This is a genomic window from Vreelandella venusta, from assembly GCF_015689495.1.
Lineage (GTDB): Bacteria > Pseudomonadota > Gammaproteobacteria > Pseudomonadales > Halomonadaceae > Vreelandella > Vreelandella venusta.
Window position 1 is genome coordinate 4,208,075 of sequence record NZ_CP065135.1, and the last position, 15,096, is coordinate 4,223,170.

General features: G+C 53.6%; 13 protein-coding genes. 11 read left to right on the top strand and 2 right to left on the bottom strand.

Features of this window, described 5'->3' with window-relative positions; all coding sequences use genetic code 11:
- The first annotated feature begins 18 nt into the window (after nucleotides 1-18).
- Nucleotides 19-1,119, top strand: a complete 1,101-nt coding sequence (locus IR195_RS19350) for an amino acid ABC transporter permease (protein WP_206048374.1) — start codon at nucleotides 19-21, stop codon at nucleotides 1,117-1,119.
- Nucleotides 1,120-1,205: 86 nt separating this feature from the next.
- On the top strand, nucleotides 1,206-1,934 hold the full coding sequence (locus tag IR195_RS19355) for an amino acid ABC transporter ATP-binding protein (RefSeq protein ID WP_009723183.1): 729 nt from the start codon (nucleotides 1,206-1,208) through the stop codon (nucleotides 1,932-1,934).
- Nucleotides 1,935-2,057: 123 nt separating this feature from the next.
- Here the strand turns inward: IR195_RS19355 and IR195_RS19360 are convergent, their stop codons facing one another.
- Nucleotides 2,058-2,651: a histidine phosphatase family protein gene (locus tag IR195_RS19360; RefSeq protein ID WP_206048375.1), complete on the bottom strand. Its 594-nt coding sequence runs from the start codon at nucleotides 2,649-2,651 to the stop codon at nucleotides 2,058-2,060.
- Nucleotides 2,652-2,808: 157 nt separating this feature from the next.
- Here IR195_RS19360 and phnD point away from each other — a divergent pair, with 157 nt between their 5' ends.
- The 8 genes from phnD to IR195_RS19400 all read left to right on the top strand — a co-directional run bounded on the left by phnD (nucleotide 2,809) and on the right by IR195_RS19400 (nucleotide 13,131).
- The gene (gene phnD / locus IR195_RS19365) at nucleotides 2,809-3,798 is read left to right on the top strand and encodes a phosphate/phosphite/phosphonate ABC transporter substrate-binding protein (RefSeq protein WP_206048376.1); all 990 of its coding nucleotides are present in this window, start codon (nucleotides 2,809-2,811) and stop codon (nucleotides 3,796-3,798) included.
- A gap of 57 nt (nucleotides 3,799-3,855) precedes the next feature.
- Nucleotides 3,856-4,662: a phosphonate ABC transporter ATP-binding protein gene (phnC, locus tag IR195_RS19370; RefSeq protein WP_206048377.1), complete on the top strand. Its 807-nt coding sequence runs from the start codon at nucleotides 3,856-3,858 to the stop codon at nucleotides 4,660-4,662.
- Nucleotides 4,649-5,458 (top strand): phosphonate ABC transporter, permease protein PhnE, encoded by an 810-nt coding sequence (phnE, locus tag IR195_RS19375; protein WP_146942331.1) that lies wholly within the window; start codon nucleotides 4,649-4,651, stop codon nucleotides 5,456-5,458. Before phnC ends, phnE (IR195_RS19375) begins: the two co-directional genes overlap by 14 nt.
- Entirely contained in the window at nucleotides 5,452-6,261 is an 810-nt protein-coding gene (phnE, locus tag IR195_RS19380; RefSeq protein WP_125752865.1) for a phosphonate ABC transporter, permease protein PhnE, read from the top strand. The genes phnE (IR195_RS19375) and phnE (IR195_RS19380) overlap by 7 nt, the downstream gene beginning before the upstream one ends.
- Before the next feature lie 136 nt (nucleotides 6,262-6,397).
- Nucleotides 6,398-6,829: a host attachment protein gene (locus IR195_RS19385; protein WP_038479465.1), complete on the top strand. Its 432-nt coding sequence runs from the start codon at nucleotides 6,398-6,400 to the stop codon at nucleotides 6,827-6,829.
- 105 nt (nucleotides 6,830-6,934) lie between these two features.
- A complete protein-coding gene (locus IR195_RS19390) occupies nucleotides 6,935-8,806 on the top strand; it encodes a methyl-accepting chemotaxis protein (RefSeq protein WP_206048378.1) in 1,872 nt (623 codons plus the stop codon).
- Nucleotides 8,807-8,816: 10 nt separating this feature from the next.
- Nucleotides 8,817-10,940 (top strand): methyl-accepting chemotaxis protein, encoded by a 2,124-nt coding sequence (locus IR195_RS19395; RefSeq protein ID WP_206048379.1) that lies wholly within the window; start codon nucleotides 8,817-8,819, stop codon nucleotides 10,938-10,940.
- Nucleotides 10,941-11,274: 334 nt separating this feature from the next.
- Nucleotides 11,275-13,131 (top strand): methyl-accepting chemotaxis protein, encoded by a 1,857-nt coding sequence (locus IR195_RS19400; RefSeq protein ID WP_206048380.1) that lies wholly within the window; start codon nucleotides 11,275-11,277, stop codon nucleotides 13,129-13,131.
- 4 nt (nucleotides 13,132-13,135) lie between these two features.
- Here IR195_RS19400 and IR195_RS19405 read toward each other — a convergent pair whose 3' ends face one another.
- A complete protein-coding gene (locus IR195_RS19405) occupies nucleotides 13,136-14,062 on the bottom strand; it encodes a LysR family transcriptional regulator (RefSeq protein WP_125752879.1) in 927 nt (308 codons plus the stop codon).
- A gap of 183 nt (nucleotides 14,063-14,245) precedes the next feature.
- Between IR195_RS19405 and IR195_RS19410 the strand changes: the two genes are divergently transcribed.
- Nucleotides 14,246-15,022, top strand: coding sequence for a ferredoxin--NADP reductase (locus tag IR195_RS19410; protein WP_038479478.1), 777 nt, complete (start codon nucleotides 14,246-14,248; stop codon nucleotides 15,020-15,022).
- Nucleotides 15,023-15,096 lie beyond the last annotated feature (74 nt).

Sequence of the window (15,096 nt, forward strand, 5' to 3'; positions counted from 1 at the left end):
GACGGTGAGGATATTTCCATGATCCATAATCAAATAATCATTAAAGGGCGGCCAGCTCCCAGTAGCTCTGTTGGGGCAGTTGCTTGGCTGCGTGCCAATCTGTTCAATGGTCCGATCAATACCCTCCTTACTCTTATCGGGCTTTACATACTCTATTTGCTTGTCGTTCCCACCGTTCAGTGGGCGTTTTTGAATGCCGATTGGATCGGTACCACACGAGATGACTGTTCTCGGGAAGGGGCTTGCTGGGTCTTCATTAATGCACGCTTAACCCAATTTATCTACGGTCTGTATCCCCGTGAGGAAATCTGGCGAGCCAACATCGTCTTTGCTGGTTTCTTTACGCTGATAGCCTGGCTCGCCATTCCACGCCTGCCCCTCAAACGTTGGGTGGCGATATTCGCTCTTATCGGCTTCCCCATCGTTGCCTATGTGCTGCTGCACGGCGGCTACTTTGACATGCCTCGCGTGCCTACACATCGCTGGGGTGGCTTGCTGCTAACCCTGCTGCTGGCGACCGTCGGTATGGTGGGCGCACTGCCTATCGGTATTGTGCTGGCGTTGGGGCGACGCTCCAACATGCCCATCGTGAAAAGCTTCTGCGTCGTCTTTATCGAGTTCTGGCGTGGGGTACCGCTGATTACGGTGCTATTCATGGCCTCGGTAATGCTGCCGCTTTTTCTACCTTCTGAGATGAATGTAGACCGTTTAGTGCGGGCACTGATCGGCCTAACGCTATTCCAAAGCGCCTACATGGCCGAGGTTATTCGTGGTGGCCTGCAAGCCATTCCAAAGGGCCAGGAAGAAGCTGCTGCTGCGCTCGGTATGACCTACTGGAAGCGCATGGGGCTGATAGTGCTTCCCCAGGCGCTGAAAATGATGATTCCTGGCATCGTCAATACCTTCATTTCGCTGTTTAAAGACACCACCCTGGTCATGATCATCGGGCTATTTGACCTATTGGGGATCGTGCAAGCGGCACTAGCCGACTCACGCTGGCTGGGCTTCTCGCTGGAAGGCTATGTCTTTGCCGCCTTCATGTTCTGGGTCTTCTGTTTCAGCATGTCGCGCTATAGCCAGTATTTAGAGCGCAAGCTACACACCGGTCATAAGCGCTAACGCCGCTTTTATTAACGATTTTTTAGCAGGATAAAGACATGACTCAAGCAGCTACCGACATCTCTGGCACCCCGACTTCGGATCTGATGGTTGAAATGCGCGGCGTTAATAAATGGTACGGTGATTTCCACGTGCTGCGCGATATCGACCTGGAAGTAAAACGCGGCGAGCGTATCGTTATTTGCGGGCCTTCAGGCTCGGGCAAATCAACCTTGATTCGCTGTATTAACCACCTGGAAGAGCATCAGCAAGGCGATATCGTGGTAGGCGGCGTACCGCTTACCCAAGACGTTAAGCGTATCGAGCAAATTCGCCGTAGCGTGGGCATGGTATTCCAGCACTTCAACCTCTTTCCTCACTTAACCGTGCTGGAAAACTGCTGTATCGCGCCCATGTGGGTGCAAAAAAAGCCACGCCGCGAGGCGGAAGAAATGGCCATGCAGTACTTGGAACGGGTGCGTATTGCCGAACAGGCGCTTAAGTACCCGGGTCAGCTTTCCGGCGGCCAGCAGCAGCGGGTCGCCATTGCCCGCTCACTGTGCATGCACCCTGACGTCATGCTCTTCGACGAACCAACGTCGGCCCTTGACCCAGAAATGATCAAGGAAGTGCTAGACGTCATGGTCGAGCTTGCCAATGAAGGCATGACCATGCTGTGTGTGACCCACGAAATGGGCTTTGCCAAAACCGTCGCCGACCGGGTGATTTTTATGGACCAAGGGCAAATCATCGAAGAAAACGCGCCTGAGCCGTTCTTCAATAACCCGCAGTCAGAACGTACCCAGCTATTCTTAAGCCAGATTCTGGGGCACTAAGTAACGCAATTGGTAAAGTAGTTAATAAAGCAATGGGCCTCAGCGAAGGCCCATTGTTATCTGCAACGATGCCGATTCATTGCCCGCTCTCCCATAACCACTGCCAACCGCACCAGAAACTGACTAACTGCCCAGCGGAGTGATACTGGCAGGCTGCAGGGCAGGTTGCTCGCGATGTTGCATGAGTGGTTTATTGGCGAGAGCTGTGAGCAGTATCTGTAGTGGATCGCCATGGCTCACCACCAGTACCGTCTCGCCTTCACAGCGGCGCTCTAGCTCCTCAATCACTGCACACATCCGCTTGGCGACGTGACTAACCGCCTCCACCTGACGCTGTTGATGGTCAGCATCTTGGGCATCTAACGCCCAGACGTCAGGGTAATGCTTATCCGATTGGCCATCGAGTTCACCGAAGTAACGCTCACGAAGGCGCTCCTCTTTTTCCAGCGTTAAGCCAAACGCTGCAGCGACTCGATCAGCGGTTTGTGTTGTCCGCAAAAAGTCTGAGTGCAGCACCTTGGTGGGCGTCGGCCAACACCATTGTGCAACGACTGTTGAGAGCTGCTCTTCGCCCAGAGGCGACAAGCCGAAGTCGCAAAGACCACGCCCAGGCGAACTAATAATGAGGCCTTGTTCGTTCGCTTGGCTATGGCCATGGCGCATCAACAGATAGCGATTTCGCCAATGGTAGAAGGCGGCTGTGAAAGTGTTTGACATATCTTCGTAATAAACCCTAGATTGAAAGAGATCGTTTTCGAAAAATAAACATCTAGCGCTACAAATGTCCACTTGCGAAACGTACGCGCAGTAAAAGAAGCGCTGAATTCGATAGTGGATAGCACAACACAAAAATAACGCACATAAGAGGCTAACTATGGAAACATCACGTTTCTGCAAGCGCCCGCTTGCCATGCTAGCGGCTGCATCACTGCTCCCCTTCGCACTCCTCTCTACCCATGCTTTAGCAGAGTGCGAGCGTGGCGACCTGGACCCAATGTACTGCGATGAAAACGGCGACATGGTGGCTGATCGGCCAAGTGACGAGTCTGAATGGGCGAACCCAGACACGCTTATTTTTGCTTATACCCCGGTAGAAGACCCGGCCATTTATTCGGATATCTGGCAGCCCTTTATTGATCATCTATCCGAGGTCACCGAACGCGATGTGCGTTTCTTTGCTGTTCAATCTAACGCCGCACAAGTCGAAGCCATGCGCAGCGGGCGCTTACACATTGCTGGCTTCTCGACCGGCCCGACGCCTTTTGCCGTTAACTTGGCAGGCGCGGTGCCCTTCGCACTGATGGGGTCTGATGATGGTCAGTTCGGCTACACCCTGCAGCTCTTTACCCACGCAGATTCAGACATTGAAAGCCTGGAAGACCTCAAGGGCAAGCGTGTTGCCCACACCTCACCTACATCCAACTCCGGCAATCTAGCGCCGCGTGCCTTACTGCCAGAGCTTGGCATCACCCCCGAAGAGGATTACGAAATCGTTTACTCGGGCAGCCATGACCAATCGATGCTGGGCGTCGTCGCACGAGACTACGATGCCGCGCCGGTGGCTTCTGAAGTGGTCGAACGTATGGCAGCACGCGGCCTTTACGATGAGGAGGATGTACGTCTGATCTACGAATCTGATCGATTCCCCACGACCTCCTATAACTACGCCCATAACCTACACCCGGATCTTGTAGAAAAAATCGAGGAAGCCTTCTTTACCTTCGATTTCGTCGGCACCGAGCTTGGCGAAGAGTTTGAAGGCGTCGAAAAGTTTATTCCGATTAATTACCAAGATAACTGGCAAGTGATTCGTACCATCCAGGCAGCTAATGACGTGAGCTATACACGAGAAAACCTAGAGTAATAGCGATTGCGCCGCCTCCGGCGGCGCGATTATTCGCCTTTCGATGGAAACAATTACATGCTGGAAATTACCAATCTGGTCAAGCGTTATGGCCACAACGAGGCAGTGCTGAAAGGACTCGACCTTAAAGTAGAGGGCAACAGCGTTGTTTCGATTGTCGGCGCATCCGGTGCCGGTAAAAGCACCATGCTTCGCTGCATCAATCGCTTAGTAGAACCTACATCGGGCTCTATCAAACTCAACGGCACCGAACTGGTGAATGTGAAAGGCGCTGAGTTACGCCGTGCCCGGCGCAAAATTGGCATGGTTTTCCAGGGGTTTAACTTACTTGATCGCCTCACCGTTATGGAGAACGTACTGGCCGGGCGGCTTGGCTACGTTAATCTCTATCAAGCAATCTCGCGTCGCTACCCTCAAGCCGATATAGAGCGCGCATTTACCCTTATGGAGCGCGTTGGGATTGCTCATTACGCCAATAAACGTGCCGATGAGCTTTCTGGCGGTGAGCGCCAGCGTGTCGGGGTGGTGCGGGCATTGATGCAAGAGCCCGACCTGTTGCTGGCCGACGAACCAACGGCATCACTCGACCCGCGCACGTCCGAGCAAATAATGATACTGCTGCAGAGCCTTGCCAGTGAGCTTTCGCTACCGGTGTTGATCAATATTCATAACGTTGCGCAGGCAAAAACCTACACTGAGCGCATTGTCGGCTTACGCCACGGCAAAATGATTTTTGATGGAGTGCCTGCAGACTTCAACAAAGACGCTCTTGATGCCATTTATGGTGGTATTGAAGCGCCTGATGACGCTACTACTGAGCAGCCCGGTGACCATGCTGAGGAGCCACGACATGACGCCGTCTGACGCCCCGTCTCCCCCACGCACCTGGAAAAAACCGCCATTCATTGCCAACCCCATCATCCGCTACGGCATTTTCATTGTCGCTGCGATTTATCTGGTGTGGGCTTTCGGCTCTTTGCCGTTTAACTGGGCGCGCATTTCAGAAGGCTTACCACGGGCAGCGCGTATCTTTAGCGGCGGCTTTCCCCCCAGTCTGGAACGTTACGAGCTACTCCTGACAGGCTTTAAAGAGAGCTTCCAAATTGCCATTCTCGCCACATTGCTAGGCGTTTTTTTATCGATTCCTTTTGCGGTGATGGCCGCTCGTAACATTGCCCCGATGCCCATTTACGTGATTGGCCGCGCGGTCATTATTATCTCGCGCAGCTTTCACCCCGTTATCGTGGCTATTTTATTCGTGGCGGCCGTTGGCTTTGGACCGCTGGCAGGTATTTTAACGCTGACGCTCTACTCCATCGGTTTTGTTGGAAAGCTGCTAGCAGAAGAGATCGAAGAGATTGACTGGGGGCAGGTAGAAGCCATGCGCGCGGCAGGAGCAGGCTACATTGCCACGCTTTATTACGCCGTCTTTCCACAAATATTGCCCCGCCAGGTCGGCCTATCGATGTACCAGCTTGATAGCAACCTACGCGCCTCTGCGGTAGTCGGCATCGTCGGTGCAGGCGGTATTGGTGGCACATTAATGAATGCCTTTGGCCGCTATGATTACGACTTCGCCTTTGCGATTCTACTGGTCATTATTGCGGTTATTTTACTGAGTGAAGGCATCAGCGGCTGGGTGAGGAAAAAAATATGGTAGATCACGCTCAGCAACTTGCCGACCGTGTTTGGCATCGCTACGACCGTAAAGAACGCTTAATCCGCTACGCTGTACTGCTAGGCACACTGATGCTGGTGTTCTGGGCGGTTCGCGATATTGATATTTTCTGGCCCTGGGTTTGGGATGCGCCCAATCAAATGTCTAATTTGGCTGGGCGCATGTGGCCACCCAGCACTGCCGGGTTAAGCAACATTCTGAACGCGCTACTGGAAACCGTGCATATCGCGACATTAGCCACATTTCTGACTATTTTTCTCGCCTTGCCGGTCGCCTATATCGCCGCCCAGAACACCACCCCCAATCGTGCCTGCCTATGGCTGGGGCGCTTTATTCTGGTCTCCAGCCGCTCGGTTAATACGATTATATGGGCGCTGTTATTCGTGGCTATTTTTGGCCCCGGCGTATTAGCAGGGATTCTGGCGATTGTGTTTCGCTCAGTCGGTTTTATTGGCAAATTAATGGGTGAAGCCATTGAAGAAATTGACCGCCGGCCGGTAGAGGCGATGGAAGCCACCGGCGCTTCAAAAGCAAAAGTGGTCGCCTACGCCATTGTGCCCCAGGTGATGCCAGCCTTTTTTGCCATTGTGATTCTGCGCTGGGATATCAACATCCGGGAATCCACGGTGCTGGGGCTCGTTGGCGCAGGTGGCATAGGCGTGATTCTGCAAGGCGCTATCGACACCTTTGCTTGGCCGACAGTCGCTACTATTTTGATCGCGATTATCATCTTAGTACTGATTGGCGAAGCCATTACGAGTCTGTTACGCAGCAGGGTACTTTAAACACCACACAGTGCTTTAAATTTAACACCGTACTTTAACGCTCCCAGAGATGCTCTAACGCTACGCAAGTGTTTGACCAAACGGCAAATGCTTGCCATGGTTAGAGAGTAACTAACGACAAGGAGGACGTACGACGATGACCACCTATATCGTGGTAGCTGACGCCGCCCGCGCACGTATTTTCACCCGTGATGCGTTGAATCTCACTGAGCATGAGAGCCTTGTACACGCAGCAGGCAGGCTGCACGAAGGTGATTTAATCACCGACCGCCGCGGTGCCGATGTTCATGAATCTACGTCAACCTCATCGCGCTCGTCAGGAGAGGAGGGTGCCGCCTCGCAGCATGAAAATGAGCTGTTTGCCAAAGAAGTTGCCAAGCGCTTATATGACGCACGCGTCGATAACAGCATGGAAAAGCTTATTATGGTCGCGCCGCCGAAATTTCTTGGGCTACTGCGAGAGAAGCTTGATAACACCACCCACAAGTTGGTTATTCACACGCTTTCAAAAGATTTGAGTAAAGCCTCCCTGGCCGATATTCAAAACGCCGTTAGCGACCTACGCTAATGCTCTCTACGTCACTCATGTTGCGCTATTAAGCACGCTTTTCTACTAAAGAAGTGGTCGTTCTTGCCGATAGTCGTCAGACCCCTGACGATTTAGAGAGCGACCATGTTTTCCTCCCTACGAGCCCGCATCTTACTAGCCGCCCTCACGGCCATTATTGTAGCCCTCATCATTAATGGCATAGCCAGCTACACCACCGTCAAGCATCATAATAATCAACAAGTAAGTCGCAATCTCAGTGCCGTCGTTAACGGTAACACCCAGGCGATTAATGAGTGGTTTAACGCTCGCTATACCATGCTGGCCAGCATGGACGATGCGGTTAGCAGCAGCGACCCGCTTGCCGCATTGCGTCAGTTGGCGGATTCTGGGAGCTTCATGACTGCCTATCTAGCTTATCCCTCTACGTCCGATGCTATTTTTTCTGATAACTGGCAGCCACCTAGTGATTATGACCCTCGCCAACGCCCCTGGTATCAAGACGCTGCCAACGCCAAAGACACCATTATCACAACGCCTTATGTCGATGCCCAAACAGGGGGATTAATCGTTACCTTTGCACGCCCCTTCTACCGTAACGGGCAGCTTGCTGCGGTCATTGGCGCAGACATCACCATTGAGGATGTCATTGATATCGTGGACAGTATCGCCCCGACACCTTCAAGCTTTGGTTTCTTGGCAACACAAGATGGCACGCTCGTCGCGCATCCCGACGCCGCGTTAACGCTTGAGCCGTCCTCAGTGTTGAGCCGCGATCTAACCAACGACAGCTTAGCTAAGATTATCCAGGCCGAAGAGCCTCAGGCGCTTGAACTGCAAAACAGTGGCAAGCTGCTGATGGGCAGCACAGTGGGCGGCAGCAGTGGTTGGCAGTTAGTCGTAGCGCTTGATGAGCACGAAGCCACCGCTGGCCTGCGTGCCATTGCGACTACCTCGATTATCACTTTGCTGATTGTCGCGGCCATCACCGCCGTTATATTTGGAATCCTGCTTTCATTGATGCTGCGTAGACTGCTTGGCGTGCGCAACGCGATGGATAACATTGCCTCGGGAGATGGCGACTTAACCCTACGTTTGCCAGAAGAAGGCAACGATGAAGTGACCCAAATTGCCAGCGCGTTCAACCGTTTTGTCGGCAAAATGGAAGCCGTATTGGTTGATGTTCGCACGAGCAGTGAAGCGGTTCATCACGCGGCCAACGAAATTGCCATGGGTGGTCAGGATTTATCACGCCGTACCGATAACGCTGCCGCAAGCCTGCAGCAAACATCTGCGTCAATCGAGGAAATCACTAGCACCGTTCAACACACTGCCGCATCCGCCCAACAAGCCAACCAGCTCTCCCATGTAGCATCAGACGTTGCGAAGGAAGGCGGCCAAGTGGTGGCCAATGTCGTCACAACAATGGAAGACATTTCTCAAGCCTCTAATAAAATTGGTGAGATTGTCACGCTGATGAACAGCATTGCCTTCCAGACCAATCTGCTGGCACTCAACGCCTCAGTAGAAGCGGCCCGCGCAGGCGAGCATGGCCGTGGCTTTGCGGTAGTGGCCGACGAGGTCCGCAAACTGGCGGGCCGCAGCAGCGAAGCTGCCAACGATATTCAAAAGCTTATCGAAGACTCACAAAGCAAAGTCAACAATGGCACCTCTCTGGTACAAAATGCGGGGGCAACGATGCAGGATATTGTTGCCCATATCACCCGTGTTACCGATGTATTGAAGGAAATTAACGCAGCCACTAGCGAGCAGAGCGACGGCATTAATCAAGTCAATATTGCCGTTGCCGAGCTGGACCGTATGACCCAAGAAAACGCTGCCATGGTTGAAGAGTCCACCACCGCCGCCGAACAGCTGAAAGAACAAGCGGAGCATCTCGCGGGGACTATCAGCAGTTTTAAACTGTCCCATACTGCTTCGCCTGCTTTGCAAGTGCCCTACCAAGCACCTAACAGCCAACGTCTCCACATCGCCTAGGGATTACACTATGCATTTTCGCTCGTTACGCTCTTTTGTCGTGGCATTAGCAGGCCCTTGCCTGTTAGCCATTGTGGCCGCCCTAGTGGTGTATAACCTGGTAGCCGCCTCTCACACCCAACAAACCGTGGATGACCACACCAGTGAGCTTATGGAAAGCGCGTTGGATGCCCGCCTAAATGCTATTGCCGAAGCGGAAGGCCAGCGCATTCAGCGCGAGCTGGGCAAAGCGATGACGCTGGCCAGCCAGCTAGCCACAACCAATGCGTTGATGGGCATGGAAGATGCAGAGGGCCAACGCGCGCTCTACTTAAGCCGCCGGCAGCTATCAAACCTTGTACGCCAAACCGTCGCCGACAACCCTGACCTATTGGATGCCTATATTGGCTGGGAGCCCAACGCTTTTGGAGATGACGCTCGCTACGCGGGTGAAGAGCGTTACGGCCATGACGGCAGCGGCCGCTTTATGCCTTGGTGGTACCGCACTGATGATGGTGAGCTGGCGATACTACCGCTAGGTGAGGACATCGAGAGCCAAGCACTCCTGGCAAGCGGCGTGCGCGAAGGTGAGTACTACCTGTGTCCGAAGGAAACCTTAGCTCCTTGTATTATCGACCCCGCAGCTTACGACTTCGGCGGTGAAACCCAGCTAGTCACCTCGTTCAACGCGCCGATCTTGGTAGATGGCGAATTTCGTGGTGTGGCAGGGATTGATTTGGCGCTTAACTTTATCCAAACCCTGTTAAACGACGCCAACCAGGCGCTTTATAATGGCGCTGGCCGGATGACACTGGTGGCAGGACGTGGCGGCTTGGTAGCAGATACCGCTGGCAAAGAAGCCTTGGGCTTACCCGCTAGCGATTCGCTAAGTGACACGCTATTGGCAGGTATTGAGCAGGCCACAACGCAGGGCAGCCTACACAGCAGCATGGCCGACGGTATGTTCCAGCGTTATCAGCCTATTGCCCTTGGCAATACCGATCAGCCCTGGGTGCTGGTACTGCAGCTTCCCGAGTCAGTGGTACTGGCCGAACTGAACGCCTTGCAAGACGTGCTCAGCGAGCAGCGTCAGCAAAACACGCTGGGCATGACGCTGGTGGGCTTATTACTGGCAGCTATCGGTGTCGGCGCACTGTGGTGGATTGGTGGACGAATCGCACGCCCTCTTAAACGCCTGGCCAACCGGATGGAAGAGATCGCAACCGGACATGGAGACCTTACCCAACGCTTGCCAGTTCATGGCCGCGACGAGAGCGCAGCGGTAGCAGAACAGTTCAATGCCTTCGCAGAGAAAATCCAAACCATTTTGCTGGATGTACGGCGCAGCAGCGAAGCCGTAAACCATGCGGCCAATGAGATTACCCAAGGAGGGCAAGACCTATCTCGGCGCACCGAGCAGGCCGCCGCCAGCCTGCAGCAGACCTCTTCAGCCATGGAAGAGATCAGCAGTACCGTTGGCCACACCACCCATGCCTCTCAGGAAGCCAGCGGGCTTTCCCAAACCGCCTCGGAGCTAGCATCTCGTACTGACAGTGCGTTTGAGCAGGTGGTCGCTACGATGACGGATATTCGCACCAACTCTGATGAAATTCAGAGCATTGTCAGTGTTATTGATGGCATCGCTTTTCAAACTAACCTGTTGGCGCTAAACGCATCCGTAGAGGCTGCACGTGCAGGGGAGCATGGTCGTGGTTTTGCCGTCGTGGCTGATGAGGTACGCAAACTCGCCTCGCGCAGCAGCGACGCCGCCAAAGATATTCGCCAACGTATCGATGCCTCGGCAGGCAAGGTAGAAAGCGGCACCCAAATGGTGCGTGATGCCGAAGCGGCTATGCATGAACTGGCTCAAAGCGTGACGCGCGTTACTCAAATGCTCGGCGATATCAGCACGGCCGCGCGCGAGCAAAACGATGGTATTAGTCAGGTAAGCATTGCCGTCACCGATCTAGACCAGATGACTCAGCAAAACGCAGCCCTAGTGGAGGAGTCCACCACCGCCGCCGAACAGCTAAAAGATCAGGCGGATCGGCTCGATGCACTGGTGGGTGGCTTCACCCTTGAAGCACATGACAGCCGCCATACACAGAGCCAGCACACACTGCCTGCGCCAATGCTGGCACAGTCACAGTACTAAACGGCGATTCAACCAGACCGCCAGGAGATCGGCAGTAGCGCAGGTTTATCGCTCTGCTGAACTTCGGCGGTCATTATCCTGCCCGGTCTCATTGCGAGGCTCACCTCGTTATCCATCCTGCCTTAGCTCAGTTTACTCCAGAGCATGTCTTCCCCGTTGCGAGCTTATAACAACACAATCTTAAGCATACGCCTAAAGTCGTAGGCATTGGTGCCGATAGTAGGGCTGCAGATAGTACGCAACAGATGGTGCGTAACAGATAGTACGTAAAAGATAGTACCTAAAAAGTGGCCTGTTTTAGGCCTTAGCTTTCCTAACTAGCGAGACTATATTCATGCTGTCGTCCCTACGCTTGCGTATTCTTATCATCACGTTAATGGTAATTACGCTAGCACTGACTATTAATGCCTCAGTCAGCTACCTAACCCTGCAAACACATAATGACCAGCAGGTAACTCAGCAGCTGGCCTCTATTGCACAGGGTAACGCCCTGGCCATTGAGGAGTGGGTTGATGCCCGAGTCGCCATACTAGAAGCAGCTCGCACACCCGTGATCGATAATGATCCGCTTGCGCCACTTGTCCAGTTAGCAGAGTCAGGCGGTTTCCTAACGGCATTTTTCGGCCAATCCGATGGACGCCACCTTTCGTCCGATGGCTGGGTACCAGGCAGTGATTTTGATCCACGCCAGCGCGAATGGTACCAAGCAGCAACAAAGCAGGATCGTACGATCGTCTCGCTGCCTTACGTGGACGCTAATAGCAATCAGCTTGTGGTTAGCTTTGCTACGCCAGTCAAGCGTAATGGCCGTTTGTATGGGGTAATCGGCGGCGATGTCGTCATCGACAACCTAGTCAGTCAGGTCAACGCTATTCGGCCAACGCCCTCGAGTTTTGCCTTTCTAAGTAGCGGCGGCGAAACAGTCATTGCTCACCCCGACGCGGCGCTGAAGCTCAAACCGCTGAGTCGAATTAGCGATACCCTATCCCCTGCGTCCATCGAACAACTAAGTGCTGCGCCAGACACGTGGGAGCCTATCAACGTCGATGGCCTGGATAAGCGACTCTCGGTGACTCCCATCGCAGGAACCGACTGGGAACTCGGCGTGGCACTCGACGAGCATGAAGCCACTGCCGGGTTACGTGCCATTCTCAAGTCTTCATTGTTGACGCTAATCGTCATCATTGCTGTCACGGCTCTGCTGTTGAGCTTGTGGCTCAAGCGTGCTTTCGCTGGCCTGGAGCGGGCGCGTGATGCTCTGGATGACATTGCCAGCGGCGAAGGCGATCTAACCCGCCGACTTCCCGAACAGGGCAGTGATGAAGTGGCTCAGATCTGCGGTGCTTTCAACCGCTTTGTGGGCAAAATGGAAGCGGTATTGGTCGATGTACGCACCAGCAGTGACTCGGTGCACCATGCCGCGAATGAAATTGCCTTGGGCGGCCAGGATCTATCCCGCCGTACCGATAATGCGGCTTCTAGCCTGCAGCAGACCTCGGCTTCAATAGAACAGATCACCAGCACCGTGGAGCACACTGCCGCATCGGCCCAAGAAGCCAATAAGCTATCTCAAACGGCCACGAACGTAGCTAAGGAAGGCGGGCAAGTGGTCGCCAATGTGGTTACCACGATGGAAGATATTTCCCAGGCCTCCCATAAAATTGGCGAAATCGTCACGCTAATGAACAGTATTGCCTTCCAAACCAACTTACTGGCCCTTAACGCCTCCGTAGAAGCCGCCCGGGCAGGGGAGCATGGCCGTGGTTTTGCGGTCGTTGCTGATGAAGTACGCAAATTAGCAGGACGCAGTAGTGAAGCCGCCAACGATATTCAAAAGCTCATTGAAGACTCACAAAGCAGAGTGAATAACGGCACTGTATTAGTGCAAAACGCGGGCGCAACCATGCAGGATATCGTTGCTCATATCACTCGCGTCACCGATGTGTTAGAGGAAATCAACTCCGCCACGAGTGAGCAGAGCGATGGCATCAAACAGATCAATATCGCCGTGTCTGAGCTTGACCGTATGACCCAGGAGAACGCTGCCATGGTGGAAGAGTCAACCACTGCCGCTGAACAACTGAAAGAGCAAGCTGATCACCTTAAGGGCACCATCAGCAGCTTTAAGCTGTCTCAACACCCCTCGGCTCCTCTAACCATCAGCTCAACCAGCGCTTTGCCATCGTATTGAGTGACTAAGGAATCGGCGGCAGTGGAATATCGTCGCTGCGCTTGGCACCTGCGGTCATCTCTCGGCAAAGTCGCAAGAACTCTCGTATCCCCGTGGTAAGGTACTTGTGGCGGTGCCAGATGAAAGTGAACTGACGTTTTAAGTCTAATTCCGGTGTGGGCAGAGGCACTAAGCTGCCACGCCGGAAAGCATCGCGTAGCGCTAGCCTGGACACACAACCAATCCCTAGGCCTGATTCTACTGCCCTCTTAATACCTTCGGTATGTTCAAGCTCCAACAGGGTATTAAACCGACTACGCCGATGCCTGGCAGCGTGCTCAAGAGTCATGCGGGTGCCAGAGCCCTCCTCGCGCATAATCCAGTCTTCTCGCAGCAGCTGATCCAGTTCCAGATGCTCACGGCCTGCCAACGGGTGGCGCGGCGAGCAGAAGACGCACAGCTCATCCTCTACCCATGGCTGGCTAATAATCATATCGTCGTCGCACTGCCCTTCAATCAGCCCTAAATCAAGCGAGTGCTGGCGCACGCTCTCAATAATGTGGCGCGTGTTACGCACCGCCAACCGCACCCGACTGCCGGGATAGCGCTGCATAAAATCGCTGATTAACAGAGTGGCTAGATAGTTGCCAATGGTGAGCGTTGCGCCCACATCCAACGCACCTACGCCCTGCTGACCACGCAACAGCTCCTCTACCTCTTCGGCTCTGTCCAGCAGGGCCACCGCTTTTGGCAACAGTTGGAAGCCCAGCGCATTAAGCTTCAGTCGTTTTCCCATGCGGTCGAGAAGCTGGCAGTCAAATTGACGCTCAAGCTCCGCTAGCGACGTACTGGTAGCAGATTGGGACATAGCGAGGGCACGCGCCGCCTGAGAAACACTTTCATGCTGGGCGACGGCTACAAAAACCTCCAACTGGCGCAGGGTGTAATGCATAGAGGCAACCTCTGTTGTTTTGACAGCATATCTATTTTTTAGATAAGTGTTATCAGTATAATTTGCTTAACAGATATATTGCGGTTTATTTAGAATTGGTAGCAACATATTTAGCTATTTTTTATGCTTTTTTAGAATATGGCAGACAAGGCTTAGGCCACTCTGCCCATTGGAGGAGTTAGCATGAGCAAGTTTGCCCTGGAAGAAGTCCTCAGCGTTCACCACTGGAACGACACCCTGTTCAGCTTCCGCACCACTCGCGAGCGTAGCCTACGTTTCAAAAACGGTCAGTTTGTGATGATTGGCCTGGAAGTGAACGGCAAACCGTTGATGCGCGCTTACTCCATTGCCAGCCCCAACTACGAAGACCACCTGGAATTTTTCAGCATCAAAGTACCCGATGGCCCACTCACTTCGCGCTTGCAGCATCTTCAAGTTGGCGACCAAATTATGGTCAGCCGCAAGCCTACGGGCACGCTGGTATGCGATGACCTGCTGCCTGGCCGCAACCTTTACATGCTTTCCACCGGAACAGGCCTTGCACCGTTTATGAGTCTGATCCAAGACCCAGAAGTGTACGAGCGCTTTGAAAAAGTGGTACTGGTGCATGGCGTGCGCGAAGTATCTGAACTTGCCTATGCCGACTTTATTACCAAAGAGCTGCCTGCTCACGAATATTTAGGCGAAGAGATTGCCGAAAAGCTGGTGTACTACCCCACGGTTACCCGTGAAGAATTCCACACCATGGGACGACTGACCGATCACATTCGCAGCGGCAAGCTGTTTGAAGACACCGGTCTTCCGCCGATTGATCCGCGCCAAGACCGCGCGATGATTTGCGGCAGCCCCGCCATGCTCGACGACACAAGCGCACTGTTAGACGAACTGGGCCTGAATATTTCCCCGCGGATGGGCGAGCCGGGTGATTACGTGATTGAACGCGCCTTTGTTGAGAAGTAAGGCGTCAACGGTAAAGAGTAGCAAGTCGAAGGCAGGAAAATCACTTGCTAAGCTATGGTAAAAAGCCCCGCTAA

Excerpts from the sequence above, each read along its gene's own strand:
- IR195_RS19350 (WP_206048374.1), top strand. The coding sequence starts at position 19 with ATGATCCATAATCAAATAATCATTAAAGGGCGGCCAGCTCCCAGTAGC.
- IR195_RS19355 (WP_009723183.1), top strand. The coding sequence starts at position 1,206 with ATGGTTGAAATGCGCGGCGTTAATAAATGGTACGGTGATTTCCACGTG.
- IR195_RS19360 (WP_206048375.1), bottom strand. The coding sequence starts at position 2,651 with ATGTCAAACACTTTCACAGCCGCCTTCTACCATTGGCGAAATCGCTAT.
- phnD (WP_206048376.1), top strand. The coding sequence starts at position 2,809 with ATGGAAACATCACGTTTCTGCAAGCGCCCGCTTGCCATGCTAGCGGCT.
- phnC (WP_206048377.1), top strand. The coding sequence starts at position 3,856 with ATGCTGGAAATTACCAATCTGGTCAAGCGTTATGGCCACAACGAGGCA.
- phnE (WP_146942331.1), top strand. The coding sequence starts at position 4,649 with ATGACGCCGTCTGACGCCCCGTCTCCCCCACGCACCTGGAAAAAACCG.
- phnE (WP_125752865.1), top strand. The coding sequence starts at position 5,452 with ATGGTAGATCACGCTCAGCAACTTGCCGACCGTGTTTGGCATCGCTAC.
- IR195_RS19385 (WP_038479465.1), top strand. The coding sequence starts at position 6,398 with ATGACCACCTATATCGTGGTAGCTGACGCCGCCCGCGCACGTATTTTC.
- IR195_RS19390 (WP_206048378.1), top strand. The coding sequence starts at position 6,935 with ATGTTTTCCTCCCTACGAGCCCGCATCTTACTAGCCGCCCTCACGGCC.
- IR195_RS19395 (WP_206048379.1), top strand. The coding sequence starts at position 8,817 with ATGCATTTTCGCTCGTTACGCTCTTTTGTCGTGGCATTAGCAGGCCCT.
- IR195_RS19400 (WP_206048380.1), top strand. The coding sequence starts at position 11,275 with ATGCTGTCGTCCCTACGCTTGCGTATTCTTATCATCACGTTAATGGTA.
- IR195_RS19405 (WP_125752879.1), bottom strand. The coding sequence starts at position 14,062 with ATGCATTACACCCTGCGCCAGTTGGAGGTTTTTGTAGCCGTCGCCCAG.
- IR195_RS19410 (WP_038479478.1), top strand. The coding sequence starts at position 14,246 with ATGAGCAAGTTTGCCCTGGAAGAAGTCCTCAGCGTTCACCACTGGAAC.